We start from the raw sequence: 25,190 nt of genomic DNA, 5'->3' as shown, positions 1-25,190 counted from the left end.
TGTCACCAAGCTTTGGCGTCCCCTAGGGGATTCGAACCCCTGTTACCGCCGTGAAAGGGCGGTGTCCTGGGCCTCTAGACGAAGGGGACAATTAAGTCTGTCTTCGAAAGACACTTTGCTCGTTATTTTCTATCAGACAATCTGTGTGGACACTGCGCCGGAAGGTATCTTCATGTAAGGAGGTGATCCAACCGCAGGTTCCCCTACGGTTACCTTGTTACGACTTCACCCCAGTCATGAATCACAAAGTGGTAAGCGCCCTCCCGAAGGTTAAGCTACCTACTTCTTTTGCAACCCACTCCCATGGTGTGACGGGCGGTGTGTACAAGGCCCGGGAACGTATTCACCGTGGCATTCTGATCCACGATTACTAGCGATTCCGACTTCACGGAGTCGAGTTGCAGACTCCGATCCGGACTACGACGCACTTTGTGAGGTCCGCTTGCTCTCGCGAGGTCGCTTCTCTTTGTATGCGCCATTGTAGCACGTGTGTAGCCCTACTCGTAAGGGCCATGATGACTTGACGTCATCCCCACCTTCCTCCGGTTTATCACCGGCAGTCTCCTTTGAGTTCCCGACCGAATCGCTGGCAACAAAGGATAAGGGTTGCGCTCGTTGCGGGACTTAACCCAACATTTCACAACACGAGCTGACGACAGCCATGCAGCACCTGTCTCAGAGTTCCCGAAGGCACCAATCCATCTCTGGAAAGTTCTCTGGATGTCAAGAGTAGGTAAGGTTCTTCGCGTTGCATCGAATTAAACCACATGCTCCACCGCTTGTGCGGGCCCCCGTCAATTCATTTGAGTTTTAACCTTGCGGCCGTACTCCCCAGGCGGTCGACTTAACGCGTTAGCTCCGGAAGCCACTCCTCAAGGGAACAACCTCCAAGTCGACATCGTTTACGGCGTGGACTACCAGGGTATCTAATCCTGTTTGCTCCCCACGCTTTCGCACCTGAGCGTCAGTCTTTGTCCAGGGGGCCGCCTTCGCCACCGGTATTCCTCCAGATCTCTACGCATTTCACCGCTACACCTGGAATTCTACCCCCCTCTACAAGACTCAAGCCTGCCAGTTTCAAATGCAGTTCCCAGGTTAAGCCCGGGGATTTCACATCTGACTTAACAGACCGCCTGCGTGCGCTTTACGCCCAGTAATTCCGATTAACGCTTGCACCCTCCGTATTACCGCGGCTGCTGGCACGGAGTTAGCCGGTGCTTCTTCTGCGGGTAACGTCAATCGACGCGGTTATTAACCGCACCGCCTTCCTCCCCGCTGAAAGTACTTTACAACCCGAAGGCCTTCTTCATACACGCGGCATGGCTGCATCAGGCTTGCGCCCATTGTGCAATATTCCCCACTGCTGCCTCCCGTAGGAGTCTGGACCGTGTCTCAGTTCCAGTGTGGCTGGTCATCCTCTCAGACCAGCTAGGGATCGTCGCCTAGGTGGGCCATTACCCCGCCTACTAGCTAATCCCATCTGGGTTCATCCGATAGTGAGAGGCCCGAAGGTCCCCCTCTTTGGTCTTGCGACGTTATGCGGTATTAGCCACCGTTTCCAGTGGTTATCCCCCTCTATCGGGCAGATCCCCAGACATTACTCACCCGTCCGCCACTCGTCACCCGAGAGCAAGCTCTCTGTGCTACCGTCCGACTTGCATGTGTTAGGCCTGCCGCCAGCGTTCAATCTGAGCCATGATCAAACTCTTCAATTTAAGTTTGATTTGCTTAAACAAGTTAAGCGGTGCTCATCTGTAAAACGTCATAATGAATTTCATTATGTGTTCACTCGTGAGGCTTTGATATTTTGTTGCGTCCTAAGACGCTGATATCAATCCTGCGAGTGCCCACACAGATTGTCTGATAAATTGTTAAAGAGCAGTGCGAACAGTGCGTTAGCGTCCTGTCGCGAGGTGGCGTATATTACGCTTTCCTCCTGCAGAGTCAACCTCTTTCTCAGAAGTTTTTCTCCGGCGGCGCAGTCTCCTGTGCCTCTCAACCCGTTTCCCGTTGCCGGTGTTCCGTGTTGATGGATGCGCATTATAGGGAGTTCGCACAGAGGCGCAACCCATAAAATGCATAAAAAAGCGCGTTCGCTGCATTCCACAGCAAAAGCCGCTGTTATACGCAGTTACGCACAATGTTATCCACACAGAGCGGGCTAATCAAATTTAGGCGAGCATCACGCAAACGTTTTCGCTACAATGCCGGGCAATATTCCGGACCCCCTTATCGGGGCGTTACCTGAGGTTTTTGATCTTTTCTTCTTATATAGAAGAGAAAACCGCGATAAAACCTGATGTAACGCTCTTATATACGCGAAACAAAGCCAAGGGATAAACCACCATGCAACAACCTCGTCCTGTACGCCGCGCATTGCTCAGTGTCTCTGACAAAGCCGGTATCCTCGAATTTGCTCAGGCGCTCTCCCATCGCGGTGTCGAACTGCTCTCCACAGGTGGAACCGCTCGCCTGCTGGCGGATGCGGGCCTGGCTGTCACTGAAGTCTCTGACTACACCGGTTTTCCGGAAATGATGGATGGACGCGTCAAAACCCTGCATCCGAAAGTGCATGGCGGCATTTTAGGTCGTCGCGGCCAGGATGATGCCATCATGGCACAGCACGACATCAGCCCAATCGACATGGTGGTCGTTAACCTCTATCCCTTTGCACAGACGGTCGCCCGTGAAGGATGTTCACTGGAAGATGCGGTGGAAAACATCGATATCGGTGGCCCGACCATGGTGCGCTCTGCTGCCAAGAACCATAAAGATGTCGCCATTGTGGTCAGCAGCGGCGACTACGACGCCATCATTGCTGAAATGGACGCTCACGAGAACGCGCTGACGCTTGAGACCCGTTTCGATCTGGCCATTAAAGCGTTCGAACACACCGCCGCGTATGACAGCATGATCGCTAACTACTTCGGTACCCTGGTGCCTGCCTATCACGGTGAACGCAACCAGCCCGCCGGCCGTTTCCCACGGACGCTCAATCTGAACTTCATCAAGAAGCAGGATATGCGTTACGGCGAGAACAGCCATCAGGATGCTGCCTTCTATATAGAAGAGAATATCACTGAAGCCTCAGTAGCGACCGCGCAGCAGGTTCAGGGCAAAGCGCTCTCCTATAACAATATTGCTGACACGGATGCGGCACTGGAGTGTGTGAAAGAGTTCAGTGAACCCGCGTGCGTCATCGTTAAGCATGCCAACCCTTGTGGTGTCGCAACCGGTGACGATCTGCTGGCAGCCTACGAGCGTGCTTACCAGACCGACCCCACTTCCGCGTTTGGCGGCATCATTGCCTTTAACCGCGAGCTGGATGAAGCAACGGCGCAGGCCATTATCAGCCGCCAGTTTGTTGAGGTGATCATCGCGCCCGCCGTTTCTGAAGCCGCGCTGAAAATTACCGCTGCGAAGCAGAATGTCCGTGTCCTGATCTGCGGCCAGTGGCAGAACCGTACCGCCGCGCTGGATTTCAAACGCGTCAACGGCGGCCTGCTGGTCCAAAATCGCGATCTTGGCATGGTGGAAGCCAGCCAGCTGCGTGTCGTCAGCAAGCGCCAGCCAACCGGGCAGGAACTGCGCGATGCACTGTTCTGCTGGAAAGTCGCGAAGTTCGTTAAGTCCAATGCCATTGTCTATGCACGCGACAACATGACTATCGGCATTGGTGCGGGTCAGATGAGCCGCGTCTACTCCGCAAAAATTGCAGGTATTAAAGCAGCTGATGAAGGTCTGGAAGTGAAAGGCTCAGCCATGGCGTCAGATGCCTTCTTCCCGTTCCGCGATGGTATTGATGCTGCCGCCGCGGCAGGCGTGAGCTGCGTTATCCAGCCAGGCGGCTCCATCCGCGATGAAGAAGTGATTGCGGCAGCGGATGAGCATGACATTGCGATGATCTTCACCGACATGCGTCACTTCCGCCATTAATCGATTCGGAGAGTAACAGATGAAAATTTTAGTAATCGGCAACGGCGGACGTGAACATGCTCTGGCCTGGAAAGCGGCCCAGTCACCACTGGCGGAAACCGTATTTGTCGCGCCGGGTAATGCGGGCACGGCATTAGAACCTGCGCTGCAGAATGTCGCAATCGGAGCCACCGACATCCCTGCTCTGCTTGAGTTTGCTCAGCGTGAAAAGATCGATCTGACGATTGTCGGACCGGAAGCGCCGCTGGTGATCGGCGTCGTAGATGCCTTCCGTGAAGCGGGGCTGGCTATCTTTGGTCCGACGCAGGCCGCGGCACAGCTGGAAGGCTCTAAAGCCTTTACCAAAGATTTCCTGGCGCGTCATCAGATCCCCAGCGCAGCGTATCAGAACTTTACCGACGTTGAGCCTGCTCTTGCGTATCTGCGTGAGAAAGGCGCGCCCATTGTTATCAAAGCCGACGGCCTGGCCGCAGGTAAAGGCGTCATTGTCGCGATGACGCTGCAGGAAGCTGAAGATGCGGTTCAGGATATGCTGGCCGGTAACGCCTTTGGCGATGCCGGACACCGTATTGTGATTGAAGAGTTTCTGGATGGCGAAGAAGCCAGCTTCATCGTGATGGTGGACGGCGAGAATGTGCTGCCTATGGCCACCAGCCAGGATCATAAACGTGTCGGCGATGGCGATACCGGTCCGAACACCGGTGGCATGGGCGCTTACTCGCCGGCACCGGTGGTCACCGATGAGATCCACCAGCGCGTGATGGATCAGGTTATCTGGCCGACCGTGCGTGGCATGGCCGCTGAAGGTAATGTCTACACCGGTTTTCTCTATGCCGGCCTGATGATCGATCACACCGGGCAGCCGAAAGTGATCGAATTCAACTGCCGCTTCGGCGATCCGGAAACGCAGCCGATCATGCTGCGCCTGCAGTCGGATCTGGTCGATCTTTGCCTGGCTGCCTGCGACGGCAAGCTGGATCAGAAAACGTCACAATGGGATCCCCGCCCTGCGCTGGGTGTGGTACTGGCGGCCGGCGGTTATCCGGGTGATTATGCTCAGGGCGATCAGATTCATGGGCTGCCACTGGAAGAAGTGGCTGACGGCAAGGTATTCCACGCCGGAACACGTCTGGAAGAGGATCGGGTACTGACGAACGGTGGCCGCGTGCTGTGCGTCACCGCGCTGGGTGACGATGTCGCTGCGGCACAAAAGCGGGCTTACGAGCTGACAAAGCCGATCTCATGGCAGGGCAGCTTCTGTCGCCGCGATATCGGCTATCGCGCTATTAATCGCAAATAAGCAAAGGGGGCACATGGTGCCCCCTCTTCAATTCACATATCGTCTTCTGTCGGCTGCTGTGAGCAGTCATCCTGCTGGCTGACCCGCAACAACTGTATCCCTTCAGGCGCTTCAAGCCATGACACCATCAGCGGTGCCGATGCGCTACGCTGCTGCTGTATCAGCATCTGCAGATCGTCAGCATCAAAAGCGGGTCTGGCCTGCCGGCCTTCACAACTCTCCAGCACATTATTTCCCAGCCAGTGCCCCTGTTTCAGAAACACCTGACCGCTTAACAGCGCATCGCTGAGGTTACGCATGCGCTGAGCATCAAACTTATAGAGTTCAATCGAATCCGGGCTGACCGCTTCACGCCGGCCTGCAAGCTGGCGCTGCATAAAGTTGAGACCACCGGCCTGGTCGAAGCGCAGGGTCACATCGTCAGGTTGCTTGCCCTTCACCTGTCGCTGAATGCTGATCAATGACTCTTCCAGCCAGACATAGTCAGTCACTTCACCTTCCCCGCCACTGAACGGCGTATAGAGGGTGCGAATATGAACCGACTGATGATCGCTATTTTTGCGCCAGATTCGCACAACACCACGATCGGCAAGATAGCCACTGGCAGAAAAGGGAGGAATATCCGGAGTCGAGCTACAGCCGAAAAGAAACAGAGAGAGAAACAGAACAGATAAACGCGGTAACAGCGAAGTCATGATGGCTGGCCTCTTAAAAACAAAAGGGGCGAAACGCCCCCTGTTTTAAAGCTTAACCGCAGTGCGACGTCTTACTTAACGGCGTCTTTCAGCGCTTTACCAGACACGAATGCCGGTACGTTTGCTGCAGCGATTTTGATCTCTTTGCCAGTCTGCGGGTTACGACCGGTACGCTCAGCGCGGTGGTTCACTTTAAAAGTACCAAAACCAACCAGTTGTACAGCATCACCATCTTTCAGAGACTCAGTGATCGCAGCCAGAGTAGATTCCAGCGCTGCCTTTGCCTGGGTTTTAGACAGGTCAGCTTTTTCTGCGATCACATCAATCAGTTGAGTCTTGTTCATAAGTTATCCTTAAAGTGTATTTATCGCTTGCTAAGCAACGAGTGCGAGGGAAAAGCCATATTCTGGCACTCTTCTGCCTGCACGCACCGATAGCCACAATTTTCAGCCCCCCAAATGTAGACCAGACAGGGGGCCAATGTGAAGCCTTCAGGCGCGCTAATTCGGGCCTGAAGTCACGTTTTATCGCCTTACTGCTGGAAATTTATACCGATGTTGCTAATTCCCGCTTCACGCAGGTCAGATCGCAGACCTTTAATCAATTCAAGGTCGCGCTCTTCACACTCCGCCAGCAGACGGAAAATCTCCCACTGGAGGTCCCACTCATCGATGATAGCCGGATTTTCACGCAGCTCTTCATCGGTCATTTCGCGTCCAGCCTGGGTCATCTCCAGCATAGCGACAGTGGTAATTGAGGTCTCGCTGACTTCAATAGCATGCTCAAGCGTTTCGCCGCTCAGCTGCGCATGGACGACTTCGCTTAATGCCACACAGGCATCGATAGCCGGATAAACGCCGTAAACCTCAAATGCATCGCCATCAGGAATGGCGGCTTCGAGTTTTTCCAGCTGGCTGTCGAAGTTAATCTTCGCATCTTTAACCGTCAGGTTTTCCCAGATCAGATCAAGAATCCGGCGATAGAGTGCCGGATCGGCAAATTCAGTCTGCTCGCAGAATGCGCGATAGTTGGGATACATGCGTTCGCACAGGCAGGCCATAAAAGTCAGGTGCTGCCAGCTTTCCAGCTTCGCCAGACGCAGATGCACGGGGTTCTGTAACATAATGGTGGCTCTTATTCGTTTCTCTGGCCGCAGTGTAACTGCAAAACCGCAGCACAAACAGTGTTAAAGCGCGTTTTGCCAGCGCTGGAAAGCGGTTCGGTTAGAGGCAACCGCATCGGCCCAGCGGGTGGGTTCCGGCAACCGGTAACCGCGCGTACAGTTTTCGACCCACTGCAGCGCCGTATCCAGGCTGACACGATGACCGGTGGCGACAAACAGCGGATTACAACGCAGCTTGCTGCGCCATACCCAACCTATCTGCTCACCTTTGTCGATCAGCGGCTGACGGCTGCCAGGCTGCGCATCCAGATCGTCAAAACGTCCGCAGAGACGACTTTTCGCAACGCCAATCGTGGGGACATCGACCAGCAGGCCAAAATGCGATGCGACGCCCAGCCGTCTTGGATGCGAAATACCGTGCCCATCCACAAACAGCAGATCAGGCTTTTGCTCCAGCATCTGCCAGGCAGCCATCAGAGCCGGATATTCACGGAAGGAGAGAAAGCCCGGAATATAGGGCATGGTGGTCTCAACGCGCGCGATGCGATGCTCCACCAGCGTTAACGAAGGATATTCCAGTATCACCATCGCCGCCCGCGTGATGGTGCCGTCCTGCTCAAATCCAACGTCTGCCCCGCCAATAAAGCGGGGAGGCAGCACGTCAAAGTCATCTTCACGCACCACGTCAGCGGCGCGTTGTAACTGCTCAGCGCGAAGTGCGGCAATGTCCATGATTACTCCTGATGCCAGGGACGTGATAAACGATGCACAGCGTCAACAAAAACACCGGCATTTTCGGGCGGAACATCCTGATGAATGCCATGCCCCAGATTAAAGACGTGACCAGTGCCTGAGCCAAAACGCTCCAGAATACCGGCCACCTCCTGTTCGATACGTTCAGGTGCCGCATAGAGCATAGAGGGATCCATGTTGCCCTGCAGCGCAACTTTGTCGCCTACGCGACGGCGCGCATCATCAATATCGGTGGTCCAGTCGAGACCCAGCGCATCACAACCGGTGGCTGCCATCGCTTCCAGCCACTGTCCACCGCCTTTGGTAAAGAGCGTCACCGGCACGCGGCGGCCGTCGTTTTCACGCAGCAGGCCATCGACAATCTTGTGCATGTAGTGCAGGGAGAATTCGCGATAGTCACGACCGGTCAGCACGCCGCCCCAGGTATCAAAGACCATGACGGACTGCGCACCGGCGCGGATCTGAGCGTTGAGATAGAGGATGACGCTGTCGGCCAGCTTATCCAGCATCGCGTGCAGCGTCGCCGGATCGGCATACATCATCTTCTTAATTTTGGTAAACGCCTTGCTGCTGCCGCCTTCCACCATGTAGGTGGCCAGCGTCCACGGACTGCCGGAGAAGCCAATCAGCGGCAGATCGCCATTCAGGTTTTTACGGATGGTGCGGACCGCATTCATCACATAGCCCAGCTCCATTTCAGGATCGGGCACCGGCAAACGCTCAACGTCGGCGCGACAGGTGACAGGGTTAGAGAAACGCGGGCCTTCGCCGGTTTCAAAGTAGAGACCCAGTCCCATCGCATCCGGAATGGTCAGGATGTCACTGAAGAGGATGGCGGCATCCAGCGGATAACGGCGCAGCGGCTGAAGGGTCACTTCACAGGCCAGCTCGGCGTTTTTACACAGCGACATAAAATCACCCGCCTGGGCGCGTGTCGCTTTGTACTCCGGCAAATAGCGCCCGGCTTGTCGCATCATCCATACCGGCGTGACATCGACCGGCTGACGTAGCAGGGCACGCAAATAACGATCGTTCTTCAGTTCACTCATCTCAACACTCTCTCAATAACAGGCGTGTAGTGTAGCACTTTCACGCTTCGGCGCGGCACAGGGCGACGGTATCTTCAATCAGGCGGCGTGCCACGGTGCCTGGCGGTGGCAGCAAAGGCAGCGCATCAAAACGGAACCAGGCGGCATCCAGCAGCTCTTTACCGTCGTGTTGCAGATCGCCACTGTCATATTCCGCCATAAAAGCGGTCATTAGCGATTGCGGGAAGGGCCACGGCTGGGAGGTCACGTAACGGACGTTTTTGACGCGGATATTGCTCTCTTCCATCACTTCCCGGGCAACGGCCTGCTCCAGCGTCTCGCCGACCTCCACAAAACCGGCCAGCACGGTGTAGACCTTGTTGCGATGGCGGGCATGATTCGCCAGCAGGATTTCATCGCCACGACGGATAGCCACAATGATGCAGGGCGCGATCTGCGGATAGTAACGCTCACGGCAATGGCTGCAGAGACAGGCAAATTCATGTTTGCTGTGGTGCATCTCATGGCCGCAATAGCCGCACCAGCGATGAGAACGGTAGAATTCCGCCAGCTGTACACCGCGACCCACCAGCTGAAACAGCTCCACATCCTGATCGATCAGCTGTCGCACGGAGAACATATCGGAAGAACGCGGCTCACAAATCAGCCAGACTTTTTCGCCCTGCCATTCACCAATGGTCCGGGCCTTACTGCCGGTTAAACCAAATTTTTCGGCGTTTCCGTGGGGTAAATCACCTTGTGGCAACCAAAGTTTCTGTTCATGGCTGACAATCCACCATCCAGCGTCTACGCTTGAGATTTCGCATTGCATTTATTTCGTCATCCTTAGCGTCAACCCGCACGCTGAAGCCCTGATGTTAAGTGTGTAGATAAACAACTATAACTCACATGGAGTTAGATATGCTTAACCAGTTAGACGTCCTGGCTGAACGCGTAGGTGGCAGTAATGAACTGGTCGATTCGTGGCTTGAAGCACGCCGCCAGCTACTGGTGACCTATTATCACCTGGTCGGTCTTAAACCTAAAAAAGAGGCGCTGACGCGTCTTGACGAGCAGGCGCTCGACAACTTCTGTCACGGCCTGGTCGACTATCTTTCTGCCGGTCACTTCAGTATCTATGAGCGCGTAATCAGCGAAATGAGTGGCGACAGCCCGATGATCGCTGCCGCGCAGATCTACCCTCCGCTGGAAGCGAATACTGAGCGTCTGATGCAGCTGTATGACGGTCACCTGCAGCAGGCGATTGACGATGAAAACTGCATGACCTTCCAGCAGGCACTCTCCGAAGTGGGCGAAGTGCTGGAATCACGCTTTACGCTGGAAGATAAGCTGATCCAGCTGGCCTGGGATAACCAGCTTGCTACGCCGCCAGTGGCGAATGACAGCCATATCGCGCGTCCGGCTTGATGGTTAACAACGGCAAAGGGCTTGAGATTATCCCGTAGCCCTTTTATGCTGAACAGGTTCTGAGGAGTACTCTCCAGAGAACCTTTGTTATTTTAGCGTTGAAATGTAAGGTTTTTACGCCCGGGTCTGTTATCAGACACCCGCGTAAAAACTGCTTCTTGTCGGAGTGCCCAGTTGGGCTGAGACCGTTAATTCGGGATCCGCGGAACCTGACCAGGTTAGAACCTGCGTAGGGAACAAGAGTAAAAATTCTCTGTATGCCAGCATGCCTGTGCTGTCTATACGGTTACTCCTTCCGAACTCCGGACAAGCATCGTTCCCCTTTAACAGGAAGATTGCTATGTCTGACCCAAAAATGACCCGTCGTGAACAACGTGCCCAGGCGCAGGAATTTATCGATTCCCTGCAAAGCGGCAGTGCTTTTCCCCAGTCCCGTCGCATCTGGATTACCGGCAGCCGGGAAGATATTCGCGTGCCGATGCGTGAAATCACCCTAAGCCCGACCCACATCGGCGGCACCAAAGAACAGCCTCTCTATGAGCAAAATGAAGCGGTGCCGGTCTATGACACGGCGGGTGCTTATGGTGATCCCGCGGCGCAGATCGATGTGCATCGTGGTCTGGAAAAGCTGCGCGCTCGCTGGATTGCTGAACGCGACGACAGTGAGCTTCTCGAACAGAACAGCTCGGGCTATACCCAGCAGCGGCTGGCTGACGAGGGGCTGGATCATCTGCGCTTCGATCACCTTCCGACACCGCGCCGCGCCCGTGCAGGCCGCCGTGTCACGCAACTGCACTATGCCCGTCAGGGCAGGATTACCCCGGAAATGGAGTTCATCGCCCTGCGGGAAAACATGGGCCGTGAGCGAATCCGCAGTGAGGTGCTGCTGCAACAGCATCCGGGACACAGTTTTGGCGCACATCTGCCCGCCGACATCACCCCCGAGTTTGTCCGTCAGGAGGTCGCTGCCGGACGCGCCATCATCCCTGCCAATATCAATCACCCGGAATCGGAGCCGATGATCATTGGTCGTAACTTCCTGGTTAAGGTCAACGCCAATATCGGTAACTCGGCAGTCACCTCTTCTATCGAGGAAGAAGTGGAAAAGCTGGTCTGGTCGACCCGCTGGGGTGCCGATACGGTGATGGATCTCTCTACCGGTCGCTATATTCATGAAACGCGAGAATGGATTTTGCGAAACAGCCCGGTGCCCATCGGTACCGTGCCGATCTATCAGGCGCTGGAAAAAGTGAATGGCGTGGCTGAGGCGCTGAACTGGGAAATATTCCGGGACACGCTGCTGGAGCAGGCGGAACAGGGCGTCGATTACTTCACTATCCACGCGGGCGTGCTGCTGCGTTATGTCCCGATGACGGCGAAACGTCTCACCGGGATCGTGTCGCGGGGGGGATCGATCATGGCCAAATGGTGCCTGTCGCATCATCAGGAGAGCTTCCTGTATGAGCACTTCCGGGAGATCTGTGAAATCTGCGCCGCTTACGATGTCTCCCTGTCGCTGGGCGATGGTCTGCGTCCGGGTTCGATTCAGGATGCCAACGATGAGGCGCAGTTTGCCGAACTGCGAACCCTGGGTGAACTGACGCGTATTGCCTGGGAGTATGACGTTCAGGTGATGATTGAAGGTCCGGGACATGTGCCGATGCATATGATCCGCCGTAATATGACCGAACAGCTCGACCTGTGCGATGAAGCCCCCTTCTACACGCTTGGCCCGCTGACCACTGACATCGCGCCCGGCTACGACCACTTCACCTCGGGTATCGGTGCCGCCATGATTGGCTGGTTTGGTTGCGCCATGCTGTGCTACGTCACGCCCAAAGAGCATCTGGGTCTGCCGAACAAAGAGGACGTGAAGCAGGGATTGATCACCTACAAAATCGCGGCGCATGCTGCCGATCTGGCGAAAGGCCACCCCGGTGCGCAGATCCGTGATAACGCCATGTCCAAAGCGCGCTTTGAATTCCGCTGGGAAGATCAGTTTAACCTGGCGCTGGATCCCCATACGGCAAGGGCGATGCATGATGAAACCCTGCCGCAGGAGTCGGGCAAGGTGGCCCATTTCTGCTCAATGTGCGGCCCCAAATTCTGCTCAATGAAAATTTCCCAGGAGGTGCGCGAGTTTGCGGCACGCCAGGATGCCCGTGCCGAGCCGGTTGAAGTTGGCATGGCGCAGATGTCAGATCGTTTCCGCAGCCGCGGCAGTGAGCTCTATCACCCTGCCGATGCCATTAAGGAGGAGTAAGGATGCCTGCATTTCCCGCTACCGCCCCGCGTCTGGGACTTTATCCGGTGGTTGATAGCCCCGAGTGGCTCGAACGCCTGCTGGAGATGGGCGTTCGCACGCTGCAGCTGCGTATCAAAGATCAGCCTGATGAGGCCGCCGAGCCCGCCATTGCTCAGGCAATTGCGTTGGGCAAACGCTACGACGCGCGTCTGTTTATCAATGATTACTGGCAGCTGGCGATTAAACATCATGCTTATGGCGTACATCTGGGTCAGGAGGATCTGGATGTCGCCGATCTTGCCCGCATTCATCAGGCCGGGTTACGACTGGGACTCTCTACCCACGACGATGCGGAACTGGATCGCGCTCTGGCAATCCAGCCCTCTTACATCGCACTTGGGCATATTTTCCCGACGCAGACCAAAGAGATGCCTTCTGCACCGCAGGGCATTGCACAGCTGAATCAACACCTGACACGTCTGTCGCATATTCCCACCGTGGCGATTGGCGGTATCTCGATTGCACGGGCACCTGAGGTGCTGGCCACCGGCGTCGGCAGCATTGCGGTGGTGAGTGCGATTACTCAGGCAGATGACTGGCGTGCCGCAACGCGCACGCTTCTGGCGCTGGCAGGACCAGGCGATTAAGCATTTATGGAACCTGCCGCGCATATTGGCTGCAAAATCGGTAACGCCAGCGTTCTTCCGGGAAAGCAGCGCGCAAAGTGGAATGTTGCCGCTGGCGTGCTGTGATCCAAAACCTTAACGTGGCATCCGTCAGGTTAAGGTTATCTGACCAGGGCCGGTTCCCTCCTCTTGCCGGCCCTGCTTCTTCTTTTCGCTATGCGGGCGTCGAGGTGGAAGTCTGCGTCTCATGCTGGCACGAGAGCATGGCACGTTCGACGGCCGCACCCACCAGCGCCAGCGCCTGTTCAGTCTGCTCGTTGATCGGCAGCCCGTAGTTTAAGCGCAGACAGTTACGATATTTACCCGACGCTGAAAACAGTGAGCCTACAGCAATCTGAATTTTTGACTCGCGCAGTTCCCGGTTAAGCCGGACCGCATCAAACGCTTCGGGGAGTTCAATCCACATCAGAAAGCCGCCCTGAGGACGGGAAACGCAGATACCGCAGGGAAAGTAGTGGCGTACCCAGCAGCTAAAGGTTTCATAGTTACGATGATAGATTTGCCGCATCCGGCGCAGATGGGGCTGATAATGTCCCTGGCGGATAAACTCAGAGACCGCATGCTGAGGCTGCGTCGCGGTTGAGCCTGTGACAATATATTTCATGTGCAGCACGCGATCGCGATAACGACCAGGTGCAACCCAGCCGACGCGCAGACCTGGCGCCAGCGTTTTGGAAAAGGAGCTGCACAGCAGAACCCGGCCATCGAGATCCAGCGCTTTAATTGTGGAGGGGCGCGGGTATTCCCAGGCTAACTCACCATAAACATCATCTTCAATCACGGCGGCATCAAACCGCTGCGCCAGCGCCAGCAATGCCCGCTTACGCTGTTCGGGCATGATGAATCCCAGCGGATTATTGCAGTTCGGCACCACGACCACCGCTTTGATCGGCCATTGATCAAAGGCCAGTTCCAGCGCTTCCAGACTGATGCCGGTGACCGCATCCGTCGGGATTTCAATGGCACGAATGCCAAAGCCGCGCAGGGTTTGCATGATGCCGTGAAACGACGGTGACTCAACAGCAATGATATCGCCCGGCTCACAGACCGCGCGTACGGCGACCGATAACGCTTCGTGGCAGCCAGTCGTAATGACAATGTCATCGGCCGTGAGCTGACAGCCGCTGTCTATCGCCAGCCGTGCAACCTGTTGCCGCAGCGCGAGCACACCATAAAGGTTGTCATAATTCAGCAGCGCCATGTCCTGCTTCTGCGCCTGGCGGCTGAAAGCTTTCCACAGCGGCTTAAGCGTCGGCTGGGTCAAATCGGGCATGCCACTGCCCAGCTGCAACACATCATCTTCCAGACGGCCGTTAATCAGTTCCAGCACCGCATCCCACTGTGTCACCTCAACCGGCCGCTGGGCGGGACGGGTCAGCGCAGGGATCGGCGGCGTTGCTTTGCGTGACGCCACAAAATAGCCGGAGCGCGACTGCGGTGTAATCATCTGCTTCTCTTCCAGCAGATGATAAGCCTGCTGCACGGTACTGATACTGACGCCATGCTCCGTACTCAGACTGCGTACTGAAGGCAGGCGCTCACCGCTGCGATATAAGCCTTGTTCGATACGCTGAGCCAGCAGCGTAGCCAGATGTTCATAGCGGGTCATTGTATCTCCACAGGCTCAGATGCTGAGCCGTAACCAGTACAGTTCCGTCTCTTTTTTACCATTCAGATCGTCATGACGGCAAACTGTATGTTAAATAAAAGTGATTTTTGCGTCTGTATCATACAGAGAAATCCACTGAAAATGGTCCTCAGACACTTCACTGAGGGCACTATCATGGGATATGACGAGAATCGCGCAGCTAAACCGTTTACAGGCACGCCTTACCACCTGGTTCGTTATCTGTGGCGCAGTTACAAACGCTGGCAACTGCGGCGTGAGACGCGCCTCATCCTGTCGAAGTTAAGCGACAGTCAGCTGAAAGATATTGGTATCAGCCGCAGTGACTGGAATGGCTGAATCTGAGACAAAAAAAACCCTGCCGAGGCAGGGTTTTTATCAGGCAAAGGACGATTAATCGTCTTTGTTGCCGCCGAGACCGGCGTTCAACAGTTCAGCCAGGCTGGCTGAGGCTTCATCCGCAGTCACCTGCGGTGCAACCGGAACTTCACCTGCCGCTTTGCGGCGCATACGATCCTGATGGTACGCATAACCGGTACCGGCCGGGATCAGACGACCCACGATCACGTTCTCTTTCAGGCCGCGCAGTTCGTCACGCTTGCCTGCTACTGCTGCTTCGGTCAGGACACGTGTGGTCTCCTGGAACGAGGCTGCAGAGATGAACGATTCGGTAGCCAGTGACGCTTTGGTAATACCCAGCAGGTCACGCATGAAGGTTGCGCCGACTTTTCCGTTCGCTTCCAGATCACGGTTAGAGATCTTGATGCGAGAGAATTCAGCCTGCTCACCTTCCAGGAAGTCTGCACTTCCTGCGCTCACGATGGTTGCTTTACGCAGCATCTGACGAACGATGACTTCGATGTGCTTATCGTTAATCTTAACGCCCTGCAGACGGTAAACTTCCTGCACTTCGTTAGTGATGTAACGGGTCACCGCATGCACGCCACGCAAGCGCAGGATGTCATGTGGAGACTCTGGGCCATCGGAAACCACGTCACCGCGCTCAACACGTTCACCTTCGAACACGTTCAGCTGACGCCATTTCGGAATCATCTCTTCGTATGGCTCACTGCCATCCAGCGGAGTAATGACCAGACGACGCTTACCTTTGGTCTCTTTACCGAAGGAGATGATGCCGCTGATCTCCGCCAGAATAGCTGGCTCTTTCGGACGACGCGCTTCGAACAGGTCAGCAACGCGTGGCAGACCACCGGTAATATCCTTGGTACCGCCAGATTCCTGCGGAACACGCGCTAACGTGTCACCAGCACTGATCTTAACGCCATCTTCCAGCTGAACAATCGCTTTACCTGGCAGGAAGTACTGAGCCGGCATATCGGTGCCTGGGATCAGAACGTCGTTGCCGTTGGCATCAACAATTTTCAGCGCAGGACGCAGATCTTTACCGCCTGCAGTACGTTCAGCACTGTCCAGAACCACCAGCGAAGACAGACCGGTTAAGTCATCTGTCTGACGAGTAATCGTCTGGCCATCAACCATATCCGTGAAGCGAATGAAACCGCCCACTTCGGTGATGACTGGCATGGTATGCGGATCCCAGTTTGCGACGGTTTCGCCCGCTGCAACCTGCTCACCATCACCTTTCGCCATGGTAGAACCGTAAGGAACTTTATAGCTCTCTTTGGTACGACCAAATTCGTCGATCATTTTCAGTTCAACGTTACGCGAGGTGATCACCAGCTTGCCTGCCGAGTTCGTTACCGACTTGGCGTTGGTCAGCTTGATGGTACCTTTGTTCTTCACCTGAATGCTGGATTCAGCAGCCGCACGTGATGCCGCACCACCGATGTGGAACGTACGCATCGTCAGCTGTGTACCTGGCTCACCGATGGACTGTGCCGCGATAACACCGATCGCTTCACCTTTATTGATGATGTGACCACGTGCCAGGTCGCGACCGTAGCAATGCGCACAAACACCAAAGTCGGTTTCACAACCTACTACCGAGCGGACTTTCAGGCTGTCGACTGAGTTCAGTTCCAGCACGTCACACCAGTGCTCATCGAGCAGCGTGTTGCGTGGGACCAGAATATCAGCAGTACCCGGCTTCAGAACGTCTTCAGCAGTCACACGACCCAGTACACGTTCACGCAGTGGCTCTTTAACGTCGCCACCTTCGATGACAGGCGTCATCATGATGCCTTCGTGTGTACCACAGTCATCTTCGGTAACCACCAGATCCTGGGCAACGTCAACCAGACGACGCGTCAGATAACCGGAGTTCGCTGTTTTCAGTGCGGTATCCGCAAGACCTTTACGTGCACCGTGGGTTGAGATGAAGTACTGGAGTACGTTCAACCCTTCACGGAAGTTCGCCGTGATTGGTGTTTCGATGATGGAGCCATCTGGCTTCGCCATCAGACCACGCATACCGGCCAGCTGACGAATCTGTGCAGCAGAACCACGCGCACCGGAGTCAGCCATCATAAAGATGCTGTTGAAGGAAACCTGGCGCTCTTCTTCGCCGTCACGGTTAATGACGACTTCGGTAGAGAGGTTTTCCATCATCGCCTTGGCAACACGTTCGTTGGCTGCAGCCCAGATATCGATGACTTTGTTATAACGTTCGCCTGCGGTTACCAGACCAGACTGGAACTGCTCCTGGATCTCAGCCACTTCCGCTTCCGCTTCAGTGATGATTTCCACTTTCTTCTCTGGAATAACCATGTCGTCGATGCCGACTGACGCGCCTGAACGGGCAGCATAAGCGAAACCGGTGTACATGGTCTGGTCAGCAAAGATAACGGTCGGCTTCAGGCCCAGAATGCGGTAACAGGTGTTCAGCATTTTGGAGATAGCTTTTTTGCCCAGCGCCTGGTTAACGATGGAGAAAGGCAGACCTTTTGGCACGATCATCCACAGGATGGCACGGCCAATCGTGGTATCGATGATGCTGGTTTTAGCAACCCACTCATCCTGCTCATTCTTCTCGTGTTCGGTGATACGCACCTTAACGCGAGCATGCAGAGAGGCGAGGCCGGCGCGATAAATACGCTCAGCTTCTTTCGGGCCAGTCAGCACCATGCCTTCGCCTTTGGCGTTAACACAGTCACGGGTCATGTAATACAGACCCAGTACAACGTCCTGAGAAGGAACGATGATTGGCTCGCCGTTCGCAGGTGACAGGATGTTGTTGGTCGACATCATCAGTGCACGCGCTTCCAGCTGGGCTTCCAGCGTCAGCGGTACGTGAACAGCCATCTGGTCACCATCGAAGTCGGCGTTATAAGCCGCACAAACCAGCGGGTGCAGCTGGATCGCTTTACCTTCGATCAGAACCGGTTCAAAGGCCTGAATACCCAGACGGTGCAGCGTAGGCGCACGGTTCAGCAGAACCGGGTGCTCACGGATCACTTCGTCGAGGATATCCCAGACAACCGCTTCTTCGCGCTCAACCATTTTCTTCGCGGCTTTGATGGTGGTGGCCAGGCCACGCAGTTCCAGCTTGCCGTAAATAAACGGTTTGAACAGTTCGAGTGCCATTTTCTTCGGCAGACCGCACTGATGCAGACGCAGGTATGGACCAACGGTGATAACCGAACGACCAGAATAGTCGACACGTTTACCCAGCAGGTTCTGACGGAAACGACCCTGCTTACCTTTGATCATGTCAGCCAGCGATTTCAGCGGACGCTTGTTAGAACCGGTGATCGCACGACCGCGACGACCGTTGTCCAGCAGTGCATCGACCGCTTCCTGCAACATACGCTTTTCGTTGCGCACGATGATGTCTGGCGCAGCCAGATCCAGCAGGCGCTTCAGACGGTTGTTACGGTTGATCACGCGACGATACAGATCGTTCAGATCCGACGTAGCGAAACGACCACCATCCAGCGGTACCAGCGGACGCAGATCCGGTGGCAGAACAGGCAGCACGGTCAGGATCATCCACTCTGGCTTGTTGCCAGACTGGACGAACGCTTCCAGCAGCTTGATGCGCTTGGTCAGTTTTTTACGTTTGGTTTCGGAGTTAGTTTCGTTCAGCTCTTCACGCAGCTGCTCGCACTCCTGCTCCAGATCCATGTTTTTCAACAGGGCCTGGATCGCTTCGGCGCCCATTTTGGCGTCGAACTCGTCACCGAACTCTTCCAGAGCGTCAAGGTACTGCTCTTCAGTCAGGATCTGACGCTTCTCGAGGTTGGTCATGCCACCTTCGATTACCACGTAAGATTCAAAGTAGAGCACGCGCTCGATGTCACGCAGTGGCATATCCAGCAGTAAGCCGATACGCGATGGCAGTGACTTCAGGAACCAGATGTGCGCAGTCGGCGACGCCAGTTCAATGTGGCCCATACGCTCACGGCGCACTTTAGTCTGGGTCACTTCAACGCCGCACTTCTCACAAATCACACCACGGTGTTTGAGGCGCTTATACTTGCCGCACAGGCACTCATAGTCTTTTACCGGCCCGAAGATACGGGCACAGAACAGACCATCGCGCTCTGGCTTAAAAGTACGGTAGTTAATGGTTTCTGGCTTTTTCACTTCACCAAAAGACCAGGAACGGATCATGTCTGGCGAAGCCAGCGCAATTTTGATCGCATCAAACTCTTCGGTCTTAGTTTGCGCTTTCAGAAACTTAAGTAAGTCTTTCACGGATTAGCTCCCGTCGGAGTGAGACTCAGGGGGCGTCCAACCGAAATTGAACGCCCCGTAACCAGTACAATTGCGAGCGCTTTAAACCCTGCGCTTTCAGGCGGCGGCAAGCCGCAGCCTGAAAAGGGGTTACTCGTCTTCCAGCTCGATGTTGATACCCAGCGAGCGAATCTCTTTCAACAGTACGTTGAAGGATTCCGGCATGCCCGGTTCCATCTGATGGTTACCGTCAACGATGTTTTTATACATCTTGGTACGGCCGTTGACGTCATCAGACTTAACGGTAAGCATTTCCTGCAGGGTATACGCGGCACCATATGCTTCCAGTGCCCATACTTCCATCTCACCAAAGCGCTGACCACCGAACTGCGCCTTACCACCCAGCGGCTGCTGAGTAACCAGGCTATAGGAACCGGTAGAACGTGCATGCATCTTGTCATCAACCAGGTGGTTAAGTTTCAGCATGTACATGTAGCCAACGGTTACCTGACGTTCGAACTGCTCACCGGTACGGCCGTCAAACAGGGTAATCTGACCGGAAGAAGGCAGGCCGCCGAGCTGCAGCAGCTCTTTGATCTCGCTCTCTTTCGCGCCATCAAACACCGGCGTGGCGATTGGCATACCTTTCTTCAGGTTCTCAGCCAGACGCAGTACTTCGTCATCAGAGAAGGTGTTCAGATCAACACGCTGACGCAGATCGGTACCCAGGTCATAGGCGCGCTGGATGAATTCGCGCAGTTTCGCGACTTCTTCCTGCTTCTTCAGCATGGCGTTGATTTTCTCGCCGATACCTTTCGCTGCCATACCCAGGTGCGTTTCCAGAATCTGACCGATGTTCATACGCGATGGTACGCCCAGCGGGTTCAGAACGATGTCAACCGGCGTGCCGTTTTCATCGTAAGGCATATCTTCGATCGGGTTGATCTTGGAGATAACACCTTTGTTACCGTGACGGCCTGCCATTTTGTCACCCGGCTGAATCTGACGCTTAACAGCCAGATAAACCTTAACGATTTTCAGCACGCCTGGTGCCAGATCATCGCCCTGGGTGATCTTACGACGCTTACCTTCGAGTTTTTTCTCAAACTCGTGCTTCAGTTCGTCGTACTGCTCTGCCAGCTGCTCCAGCTGGTTTTGCTTGGCTTCGTCAGTCAGACCCAGTTCCAGCCAGCGCTCGCGCGGCAGCTTGTCCAGTTTGTCTGCTTCAACGCCACCCGAAATCAGTACGTTCTGGATACGGCTGAACAGGCCCGCTTCCAGGATCTGCAGTTCTTCAGACAGGTCTTTTTTGGCCTGCTTCAGCTGCATCTCTTCGATTTCAAGCGCACGTTTGTCTTTTTCCACGCCATCGCGGGTAAAGACCTGAACGTCGATCACAGTACCTGACACGCCATTCGGCACGCGCAGTGACGAATCTTTCACGTCAGAGGCTTTTTCACCGAAGATAGCGCGCAGCAGTTTTTCTTCTGGCGTCAGCTGGGTTTCACCTTTAGGCGTTACCTTACCAACCAGAATGTCGCCACCGGTCACTTCAGCACCGATGTAGACGATGCCTGACTCATCCAGTTTAGAGAGTGCAGCTTCACCCACGTTCGGGATATCAGCAGTGATCTCTTCCGGCCCTAGTTTGGTGTCACGCGACACGCAAGCCAGTTCCTGAATGTGGATAGTCGTAAAGCGATCTTCCTGAACCACGCGCTCGGAGACCAGGATGGAGTCTTCGAAGTTGTAGCCGTTCCACGGCATGAACGCCACGCGCATGTTCTGGCCGAGAGCCAGTTCACCCAGATCGGTGGACGGGCCATCTGCCAGCACGTCGCCGCGCTCAACCGGCTCACCCAGAGAAACACATGGCATCTGGTTGATGCAGGTGTTCTGGTTAGAACGGGTATATTTGGTCAGGTTGTAAATGTCGATACCGGCTTCGCCAGCATGCATTTCGTCTTCGTTAACTTTGATAACGATACGTGATGCGTCAACGTACTGTACGGTACCGCCACGTTTCGCCACGGCTGTTACACCGGAGTCAACGGCAACAGCACGTTCCATACCGGTACCAACCAGCGGCTTATCAGCACGCAGAGTCGGAACGGCCTGACGTTGCATGTTCGCACCCATCAGGGCGCGGTTGGCGTCATCATGTTCCAGGAACGGGATCAGGGATGCACCGACAGAAACCACCTGCTGGGTGGAAACGTCCATGTAGTCAACCTGATCGCGGCTGAACAGACTCGATTCGCCTTTGCTACGGCAGGTGACCAGGTCATCAACAAACGCGCCGTTGTCATCCAGAGGGGCGTTCGCCTGAGCGATAACGTAGTTACCCTCTTCGATAGCAGAGAGGTAGTGAATCTCGTCAGAAACCAGACCGTCGATAACACGGCGATAAGGTGTTTCAAGGAAACCGTACTCATTGGTCTGTGCATAGACAGACAAGGAGTTGATCAGACCGATGTTCGGACCTTCAGGGGTTTCGATTGGGCAGACACGACCGTAGTGCGTTGGGTGTACGTCACGCACTTCGAAGCCGGCACGCTCACGCGTCAAACCACCCGGGCCGAGAGCAGAGATACGACGTTTGTGCGTAATCTCTGACAGCGGGTTGTTCTGATCCATAAACTGAGAAAGCTGGCTTGAACCAAAGAACTCTTTCACCGCAGCCGAAATCGGCTTCGCGTTGATCATGTCCTGTGGCATCAGCGTATCAAGGTCGCCCAGAGACAGACGCTCTTTAACCGCACGCTCAACACGGACCAGACCAACACGGAACTGGTTCTCAGCCATTTCACCCACTGAACGAATACGACGGTTACCGAGGTGGTCGATATCGTCCACTTCGCCTTTACCGTTACGGATGTCGATCAGTTTCTTCATCACTTCGATGATGTCATCTTTGCTCAGGATGCCTGAACCTTCGATTTCATCACGCAGCAATGAGCGGTTGAACTTCATACGACCGACCGCAGAAAGATCGTAACGATCTTCTGAGAAGAACAGGTTCTCAAACAGGTTCTCTGCAGCTTCGCGTGTTGGCGGCTCACCAGGACGCATCATGCGATAGATCTCAACCAGTGCGCTCAGGCGATCGCTGGTTGGGTCGACACGCAGGGTCTCGGACATATATGGACCGTGGTCCAGATCGTTGGTGAACAGCGTTTCGATGCGCTTGTGACCGGACTGGCTCAGTTTAGCCAGCAGATCCAGTGACAGTTCCATGTTCGCTGCAACAATCAGCTCACCGGTGCTCTCATCGATGTAATCTTTAGCGACCACTTTGCCCGCGATATATTCAACCGGGACTTCGATGTGCTGAATGCCATCTTTTTCCAGCTGACGAATATGGCGCGCAGTAATGCGGCGACCTTTTTCGACGTAGACGGTGCCGTTCGCTTCGATATCGAAGGTAGCGGTTTCACCGCGCAGGCGCTCAGGCACCAGCTCCATCTGCAGCTTGTTGTCACGGATTTCAAACACCACTTTCTCGAAGAAGATATCGAGGATCTGAGGTGTAGTGAACTGTAACGCGCGCAGGATGATAGTGGCCGGCAGCTTACGACGACGGTCAATACGGACAAACAGGTTATCTTTCGGGTCAAACTCAAAGTCGAGCCATGAACCGCGGTAAGGGATGATACGTGCGTTGTACAGCACTTTACCCGATGAGTGGGTTTTACCCTTATCGCTATCAAAGAACACGCCGGGACTACGGTGCAGCTGAGAAACGATAACGCGCTCGGTACCATTGATAACAAAGGTACCGTTGTCGGTCATGAGCGGAATCTCGCCCATGTAGACTTCTTGTTCTTTAATGTCTTTTACGGTGCCTTCTGGCGCTTCGCGCTCATAGATCACCAGACGCAGTTTCACGCGCAGCGGTGCCGAATAGGTCACGCCACGGATCTGACACTCTTTCACGTCAAAGACAGGTTCACCCAGGCGGTAGCTGACATACTGCAACTCAGAGTTGCCGCTGTAGCTCGCAATAGGGAATACAGAGCGGAATGCAGCTTCCAGTCCGTACTGACCTTCTGGATCTTGCTCGATAAACTTCTGGAACGAGTCGAGCTGGATGGAAAGGAGATAAGGTATGTCCAGTACTTGCGGACGTTTACCAAAATCCTTACGAATACGTTTTTTCTCGGTATAGGAGTAAACCATAGGGTTCCTCAGCTAGCTGACAAGTCGACCCACGCTGTCCGTCCTGACAGGACAGTTCATGCAACACGATTTTGTTTGATTCACTGGCTGCGCGGCAGCAGTGCAATACCTCTTTCTATCACGCTTAAATCATTTCATCGCTTTTGTGAAGGCAGGGAACCCGCACAGGAAAGCGGTATATTAAGTCGTCGATAGAGAAAGATATTGAAGAGCAACAATGGACAAACAGTGTGAAACCCCATTGAGACCCTGTAGCGCAAAAAGGCTGGTGACCAAAAAGTCACCAGCCATCAGTCTGAAACTACTCAGACTGCAACCCGAAGGCTGTCTTACTTAACTTCAACTTCAGCGCCAGCTTCTTTCAGAGCAGCTTCAAGTGCAGCTGCGTCATCTTTGCTGATGCCTTCTTTGATTACGCCAGTTGCTTCAACCAGGTCTTTGGCTTCTTTCAGGCCCAGACCAGTTGCAGTACGTACGGCTTTGATGACTGCTACTTTGTTCGCGCCAACAGCTTTCAGTACGACGTCGAATTCAGTTTTTTCTTCAACAGCTTCAGCCGGGCCCGCAGCAACAGCTACAGCAGCAGCAGCAGAAACGCCGAATTTTTCTTCCATAGCAGAAACCAGCTCAACAACTTCCATTACGGACATCGCTGCAACAGCTTCCAGAATTTGGTCTTTAGTGATAGACATGACAATTGTTCCTAAGAATCAGAAAAAGTTTATACGTAAGCAGGTACGAAGAAAAGAATAAGGCCTTAAGCCGCTTCTTTTGCATCGCGTACAGCAGCCAGAGTGCGGACCAGTTTGCCGGCAGCGGCTTCTTTCATGGTCGACATCAGACGTGCCAGTGCTTCTTCGTAGGTCGGCAGCGTTGCCAGACGGTCAATATTGGCCGCCGTGATCAGCTCACCTTCAAAGGCTGCAGCTTTGACCTCAAATTTTGCATTCGCTTTCGCGAAATCTTTGAACAGACGAGCAGCAGCGCCCGGGTGTTCCATAGAATATGCAATCAGGGTCGGACCAACAAACGTGTCTTTCAGGCACTCAAATTGAGTACCTTCAACGACGCGGCGCAGCAGGGTGTTACGAACAACACGCATGTAAACGCCAGCTTCACGGCCTGCTTTACGCAGTTCGGTCATTTTATCAACGGTAACGCCACGGGAATCCGCAACAACCGCTGAAAGCGCACCTTTGGCTACTTCGCTGACTTCAGCAACAATCGCTTGTTTGTCTTGAAGATTTAATGCCATTAGCTTTTGCTCCTGGATTTGACCGGGAAAGGATTTCCCCGGAACTCACTTCACTTACTCACCCCGAGGGGTAATAAGCGCTCGAACACGGTGAGCAGAATCCAGCTAAGAAAATATTCTTTTGGTTCTGTCACCGTCTACGCAGGGGATTAAGCGGAATATCCGGAGATAAACAGCGCCTGCGGTCTTGGACGGAGGCCAGGATAAGGCCTGGCTCCAACCTAAATTCTGTGCGACGCAGCAGAGTCAGAGGGAATGGCGATAAACGCAACAGTCGGTTCTGGCTCTCTGGTGTCCCGTTCTGCTAATAACAGAACAACGGGCGTAAGATTCTAGGTG

General features: G+C 54.5%; 17 protein-coding genes, 1 tRNA gene, 1 rRNA gene and 1 riboswitch. Of the genes, 6 read left to right on the top strand and 13 right to left on the bottom strand.

Annotation, left to right across the window (positions count from 1 at the left end; all coding sequences use genetic code 11):
- Nucleotides 1–13: 13 nt before the first annotated feature.
- Together AC6I8E_RS01140 and AC6I8E_RS01135 are read right to left on the bottom strand one after the other, a co-directional pair.
- Nucleotides 14–89 (bottom strand) — tRNA-Glu (locus tag AC6I8E_RS01140).
- An 86-nt stretch (nt 90–175) separates the two neighbouring features.
- A 16S ribosomal RNA gene (locus AC6I8E_RS01135) occupies nt 176–1,715 on the bottom strand.
- Between the two features lie 631 nt (nt 1,716–2,346).
- Between AC6I8E_RS01135 and purH the strand changes: the two genes are divergently transcribed.
- Together purH and purD are read left to right on the top strand one after the other, a co-directional pair.
- Nucleotides 2,347–3,936 (top strand): bifunctional phosphoribosylaminoimidazolecarboxamide formyltransferase/IMP cyclohydrolase, encoded by a 1,590-nt coding sequence (gene purH / locus AC6I8E_RS01130; RefSeq protein ID WP_195857473.1) that lies wholly within the window; start codon nt 2,347–2,349, stop codon nt 3,934–3,936.
- Nucleotides 3,937–3,955: 19 nt separating this feature from the next.
- The gene (gene purD, locus AC6I8E_RS01125; protein WP_013359746.1) at nt 3,956–5,236 is read left to right on the top strand and encodes a phosphoribosylamine--glycine ligase; all 1,281 of its coding nucleotides are present in this window, start codon (nt 3,956–3,958) and stop codon (nt 5,234–5,236) included.
- Nucleotides 5,237–5,268: 32 nt separating this feature from the next.
- Here the strand turns inward: purD and AC6I8E_RS01120 are convergent, their stop codons facing one another.
- From AC6I8E_RS01120 to nudC, 6 genes are all read right to left on the bottom strand, one after another.
- The gene (locus AC6I8E_RS01120) at nt 5,269–5,931 is read right to left on the bottom strand and encodes a DUF1481 domain-containing protein (RefSeq protein ID WP_195857474.1); all 663 of its coding nucleotides are present in this window, start codon (nt 5,929–5,931) and stop codon (nt 5,269–5,271) included.
- Between the two features lie 71 nt (nt 5,932–6,002).
- The gene (gene hupA, locus AC6I8E_RS01115) at nt 6,003–6,275 is read right to left on the bottom strand and encodes a nucleoid-associated protein HU-alpha (RefSeq protein WP_003850136.1); all 273 of its coding nucleotides are present in this window, start codon (nt 6,273–6,275) and stop codon (nt 6,003–6,005) included.
- 188 nt (nt 6,276–6,463) lie between these two features.
- Nucleotides 6,464–7,054, bottom strand: coding sequence for a YjaG family protein (locus AC6I8E_RS01110; protein WP_013359744.1), 591 nt, complete (start codon nt 7,052–7,054; stop codon nt 6,464–6,466).
- A 63-nt stretch (nt 7,055–7,117) separates the two neighbouring features.
- Nucleotides 7,118–7,786, bottom strand: coding sequence for a deoxyribonuclease V (gene nfi / locus AC6I8E_RS01105; protein ID WP_013359743.1), 669 nt, complete (start codon nt 7,784–7,786; stop codon nt 7,118–7,120).
- A gap of 2 nt (nt 7,787–7,788) precedes the next feature.
- A complete protein-coding gene (gene hemE / locus AC6I8E_RS01100) occupies nt 7,789–8,856 on the bottom strand; it encodes a uroporphyrinogen decarboxylase (protein WP_013359742.1) in 1,068 nt (355 codons plus the stop codon).
- A 40-nt stretch (nt 8,857–8,896) separates the two neighbouring features.
- Nucleotides 8,897–9,667: an NAD(+) diphosphatase gene (nudC, locus tag AC6I8E_RS01095; RefSeq protein WP_013359741.1), complete on the bottom strand. Its 771-nt coding sequence runs from the start codon at nt 9,665–9,667 to the stop codon at nt 8,897–8,899.
- 89 nt (nt 9,668–9,756) lie between these two features.
- On the opposite strand from nudC, the gene AC6I8E_RS01090 reads away from it, so the two are divergent.
- From AC6I8E_RS01090 to thiE, 3 genes are all read left to right on the top strand, one after another.
- Nucleotides 9,757–10,263, top strand: coding sequence for an Rsd/AlgQ family anti-sigma factor (locus AC6I8E_RS01090; protein WP_013359740.1), 507 nt, complete (start codon nt 9,757–9,759; stop codon nt 10,261–10,263).
- A gap of 152 nt (nt 10,264–10,415) precedes the next feature.
- Nucleotides 10,416–10,516: riboswitch (TPP riboswitch) on the top strand.
- 87 nt (nt 10,517–10,603) lie between these two features.
- Nucleotides 10,604–12,526 carry a phosphomethylpyrimidine synthase ThiC gene (thiC, locus tag AC6I8E_RS01085; RefSeq protein WP_304622257.1) on the top strand — a complete coding sequence of 641 codons (1,923 nt, stop codon included), beginning with the start codon at nt 10,604–10,606 and terminating at the stop codon, nt 12,524–12,526.
- 2 nt (nt 12,527–12,528) lie between these two features.
- Nucleotides 12,529–13,155, top strand: a complete 627-nt coding sequence (gene thiE / locus AC6I8E_RS01080) for a thiamine phosphate synthase (RefSeq protein WP_147790105.1) — start codon at nt 12,529–12,531, stop codon at nt 13,153–13,155.
- 193 nt (nt 13,156–13,348) lie between these two features.
- Here thiE and AC6I8E_RS01075 read toward each other — a convergent pair whose 3' ends face one another.
- Complete coding sequence (locus AC6I8E_RS01075) at nt 13,349–14,803, bottom strand: aminotransferase-like domain-containing protein (protein WP_107319232.1); 1,455 nt, start codon at nt 14,801–14,803, stop codon at nt 13,349–13,351.
- A 174-nt stretch (nt 14,804–14,977) separates the two neighbouring features.
- Here AC6I8E_RS01075 and AC6I8E_RS01070 point away from each other — a divergent pair, with 174 nt between their 5' ends.
- The gene (locus AC6I8E_RS01070) at nt 14,978–15,160 is read left to right on the top strand and encodes a DUF1127 domain-containing protein (protein WP_033734941.1); all 183 of its coding nucleotides are present in this window, start codon (nt 14,978–14,980) and stop codon (nt 15,158–15,160) included.
- 54 nt (nt 15,161–15,214) lie between these two features.
- Here the strand turns inward: AC6I8E_RS01070 and rpoC are convergent, their stop codons facing one another.
- The 4 genes from rpoC to rplJ all read right to left on the bottom strand — a co-directional run bounded on the left by rpoC (nt 15,215) and on the right by rplJ (nt 24,851).
- On the bottom strand, nt 15,215–19,438 hold the full coding sequence (rpoC, locus tag AC6I8E_RS01065) for a DNA-directed RNA polymerase subunit beta' (RefSeq protein WP_013359734.1): 4,224 nt from the start codon (nt 19,436–19,438) through the stop codon (nt 15,215–15,217).
- A gap of 129 nt (nt 19,439–19,567) precedes the next feature.
- Nucleotides 19,568–23,596, bottom strand: coding sequence for a DNA-directed RNA polymerase subunit beta (rpoB, locus tag AC6I8E_RS01060; RefSeq protein WP_013359733.1), 4,029 nt, complete (start codon nt 23,594–23,596; stop codon nt 19,568–19,570).
- A 329-nt stretch (nt 23,597–23,925) separates the two neighbouring features.
- Entirely contained in the window at nt 23,926–24,288 is a 363-nt protein-coding gene (rplL, locus tag AC6I8E_RS01055; protein ID WP_009092660.1) for a 50S ribosomal protein L7/L12, read from the bottom strand.
- A gap of 65 nt (nt 24,289–24,353) precedes the next feature.
- Complete coding sequence (rplJ, locus tag AC6I8E_RS01050) at nt 24,354–24,851, bottom strand: 50S ribosomal protein L10 (protein ID WP_003848098.1); 498 nt, start codon at nt 24,849–24,851, stop codon at nt 24,354–24,356.
- Nucleotides 24,852–25,190: the final 339 nt, after the last annotated feature.

It is taken from the genome of Pantoea sp. X-Soil-YNGN-785 (assembly GCF_059730585.1).
Note: the sequence above shows the minus strand (reverse complement) of the source record. Positions and strands in the feature narration are given on the sequence as shown.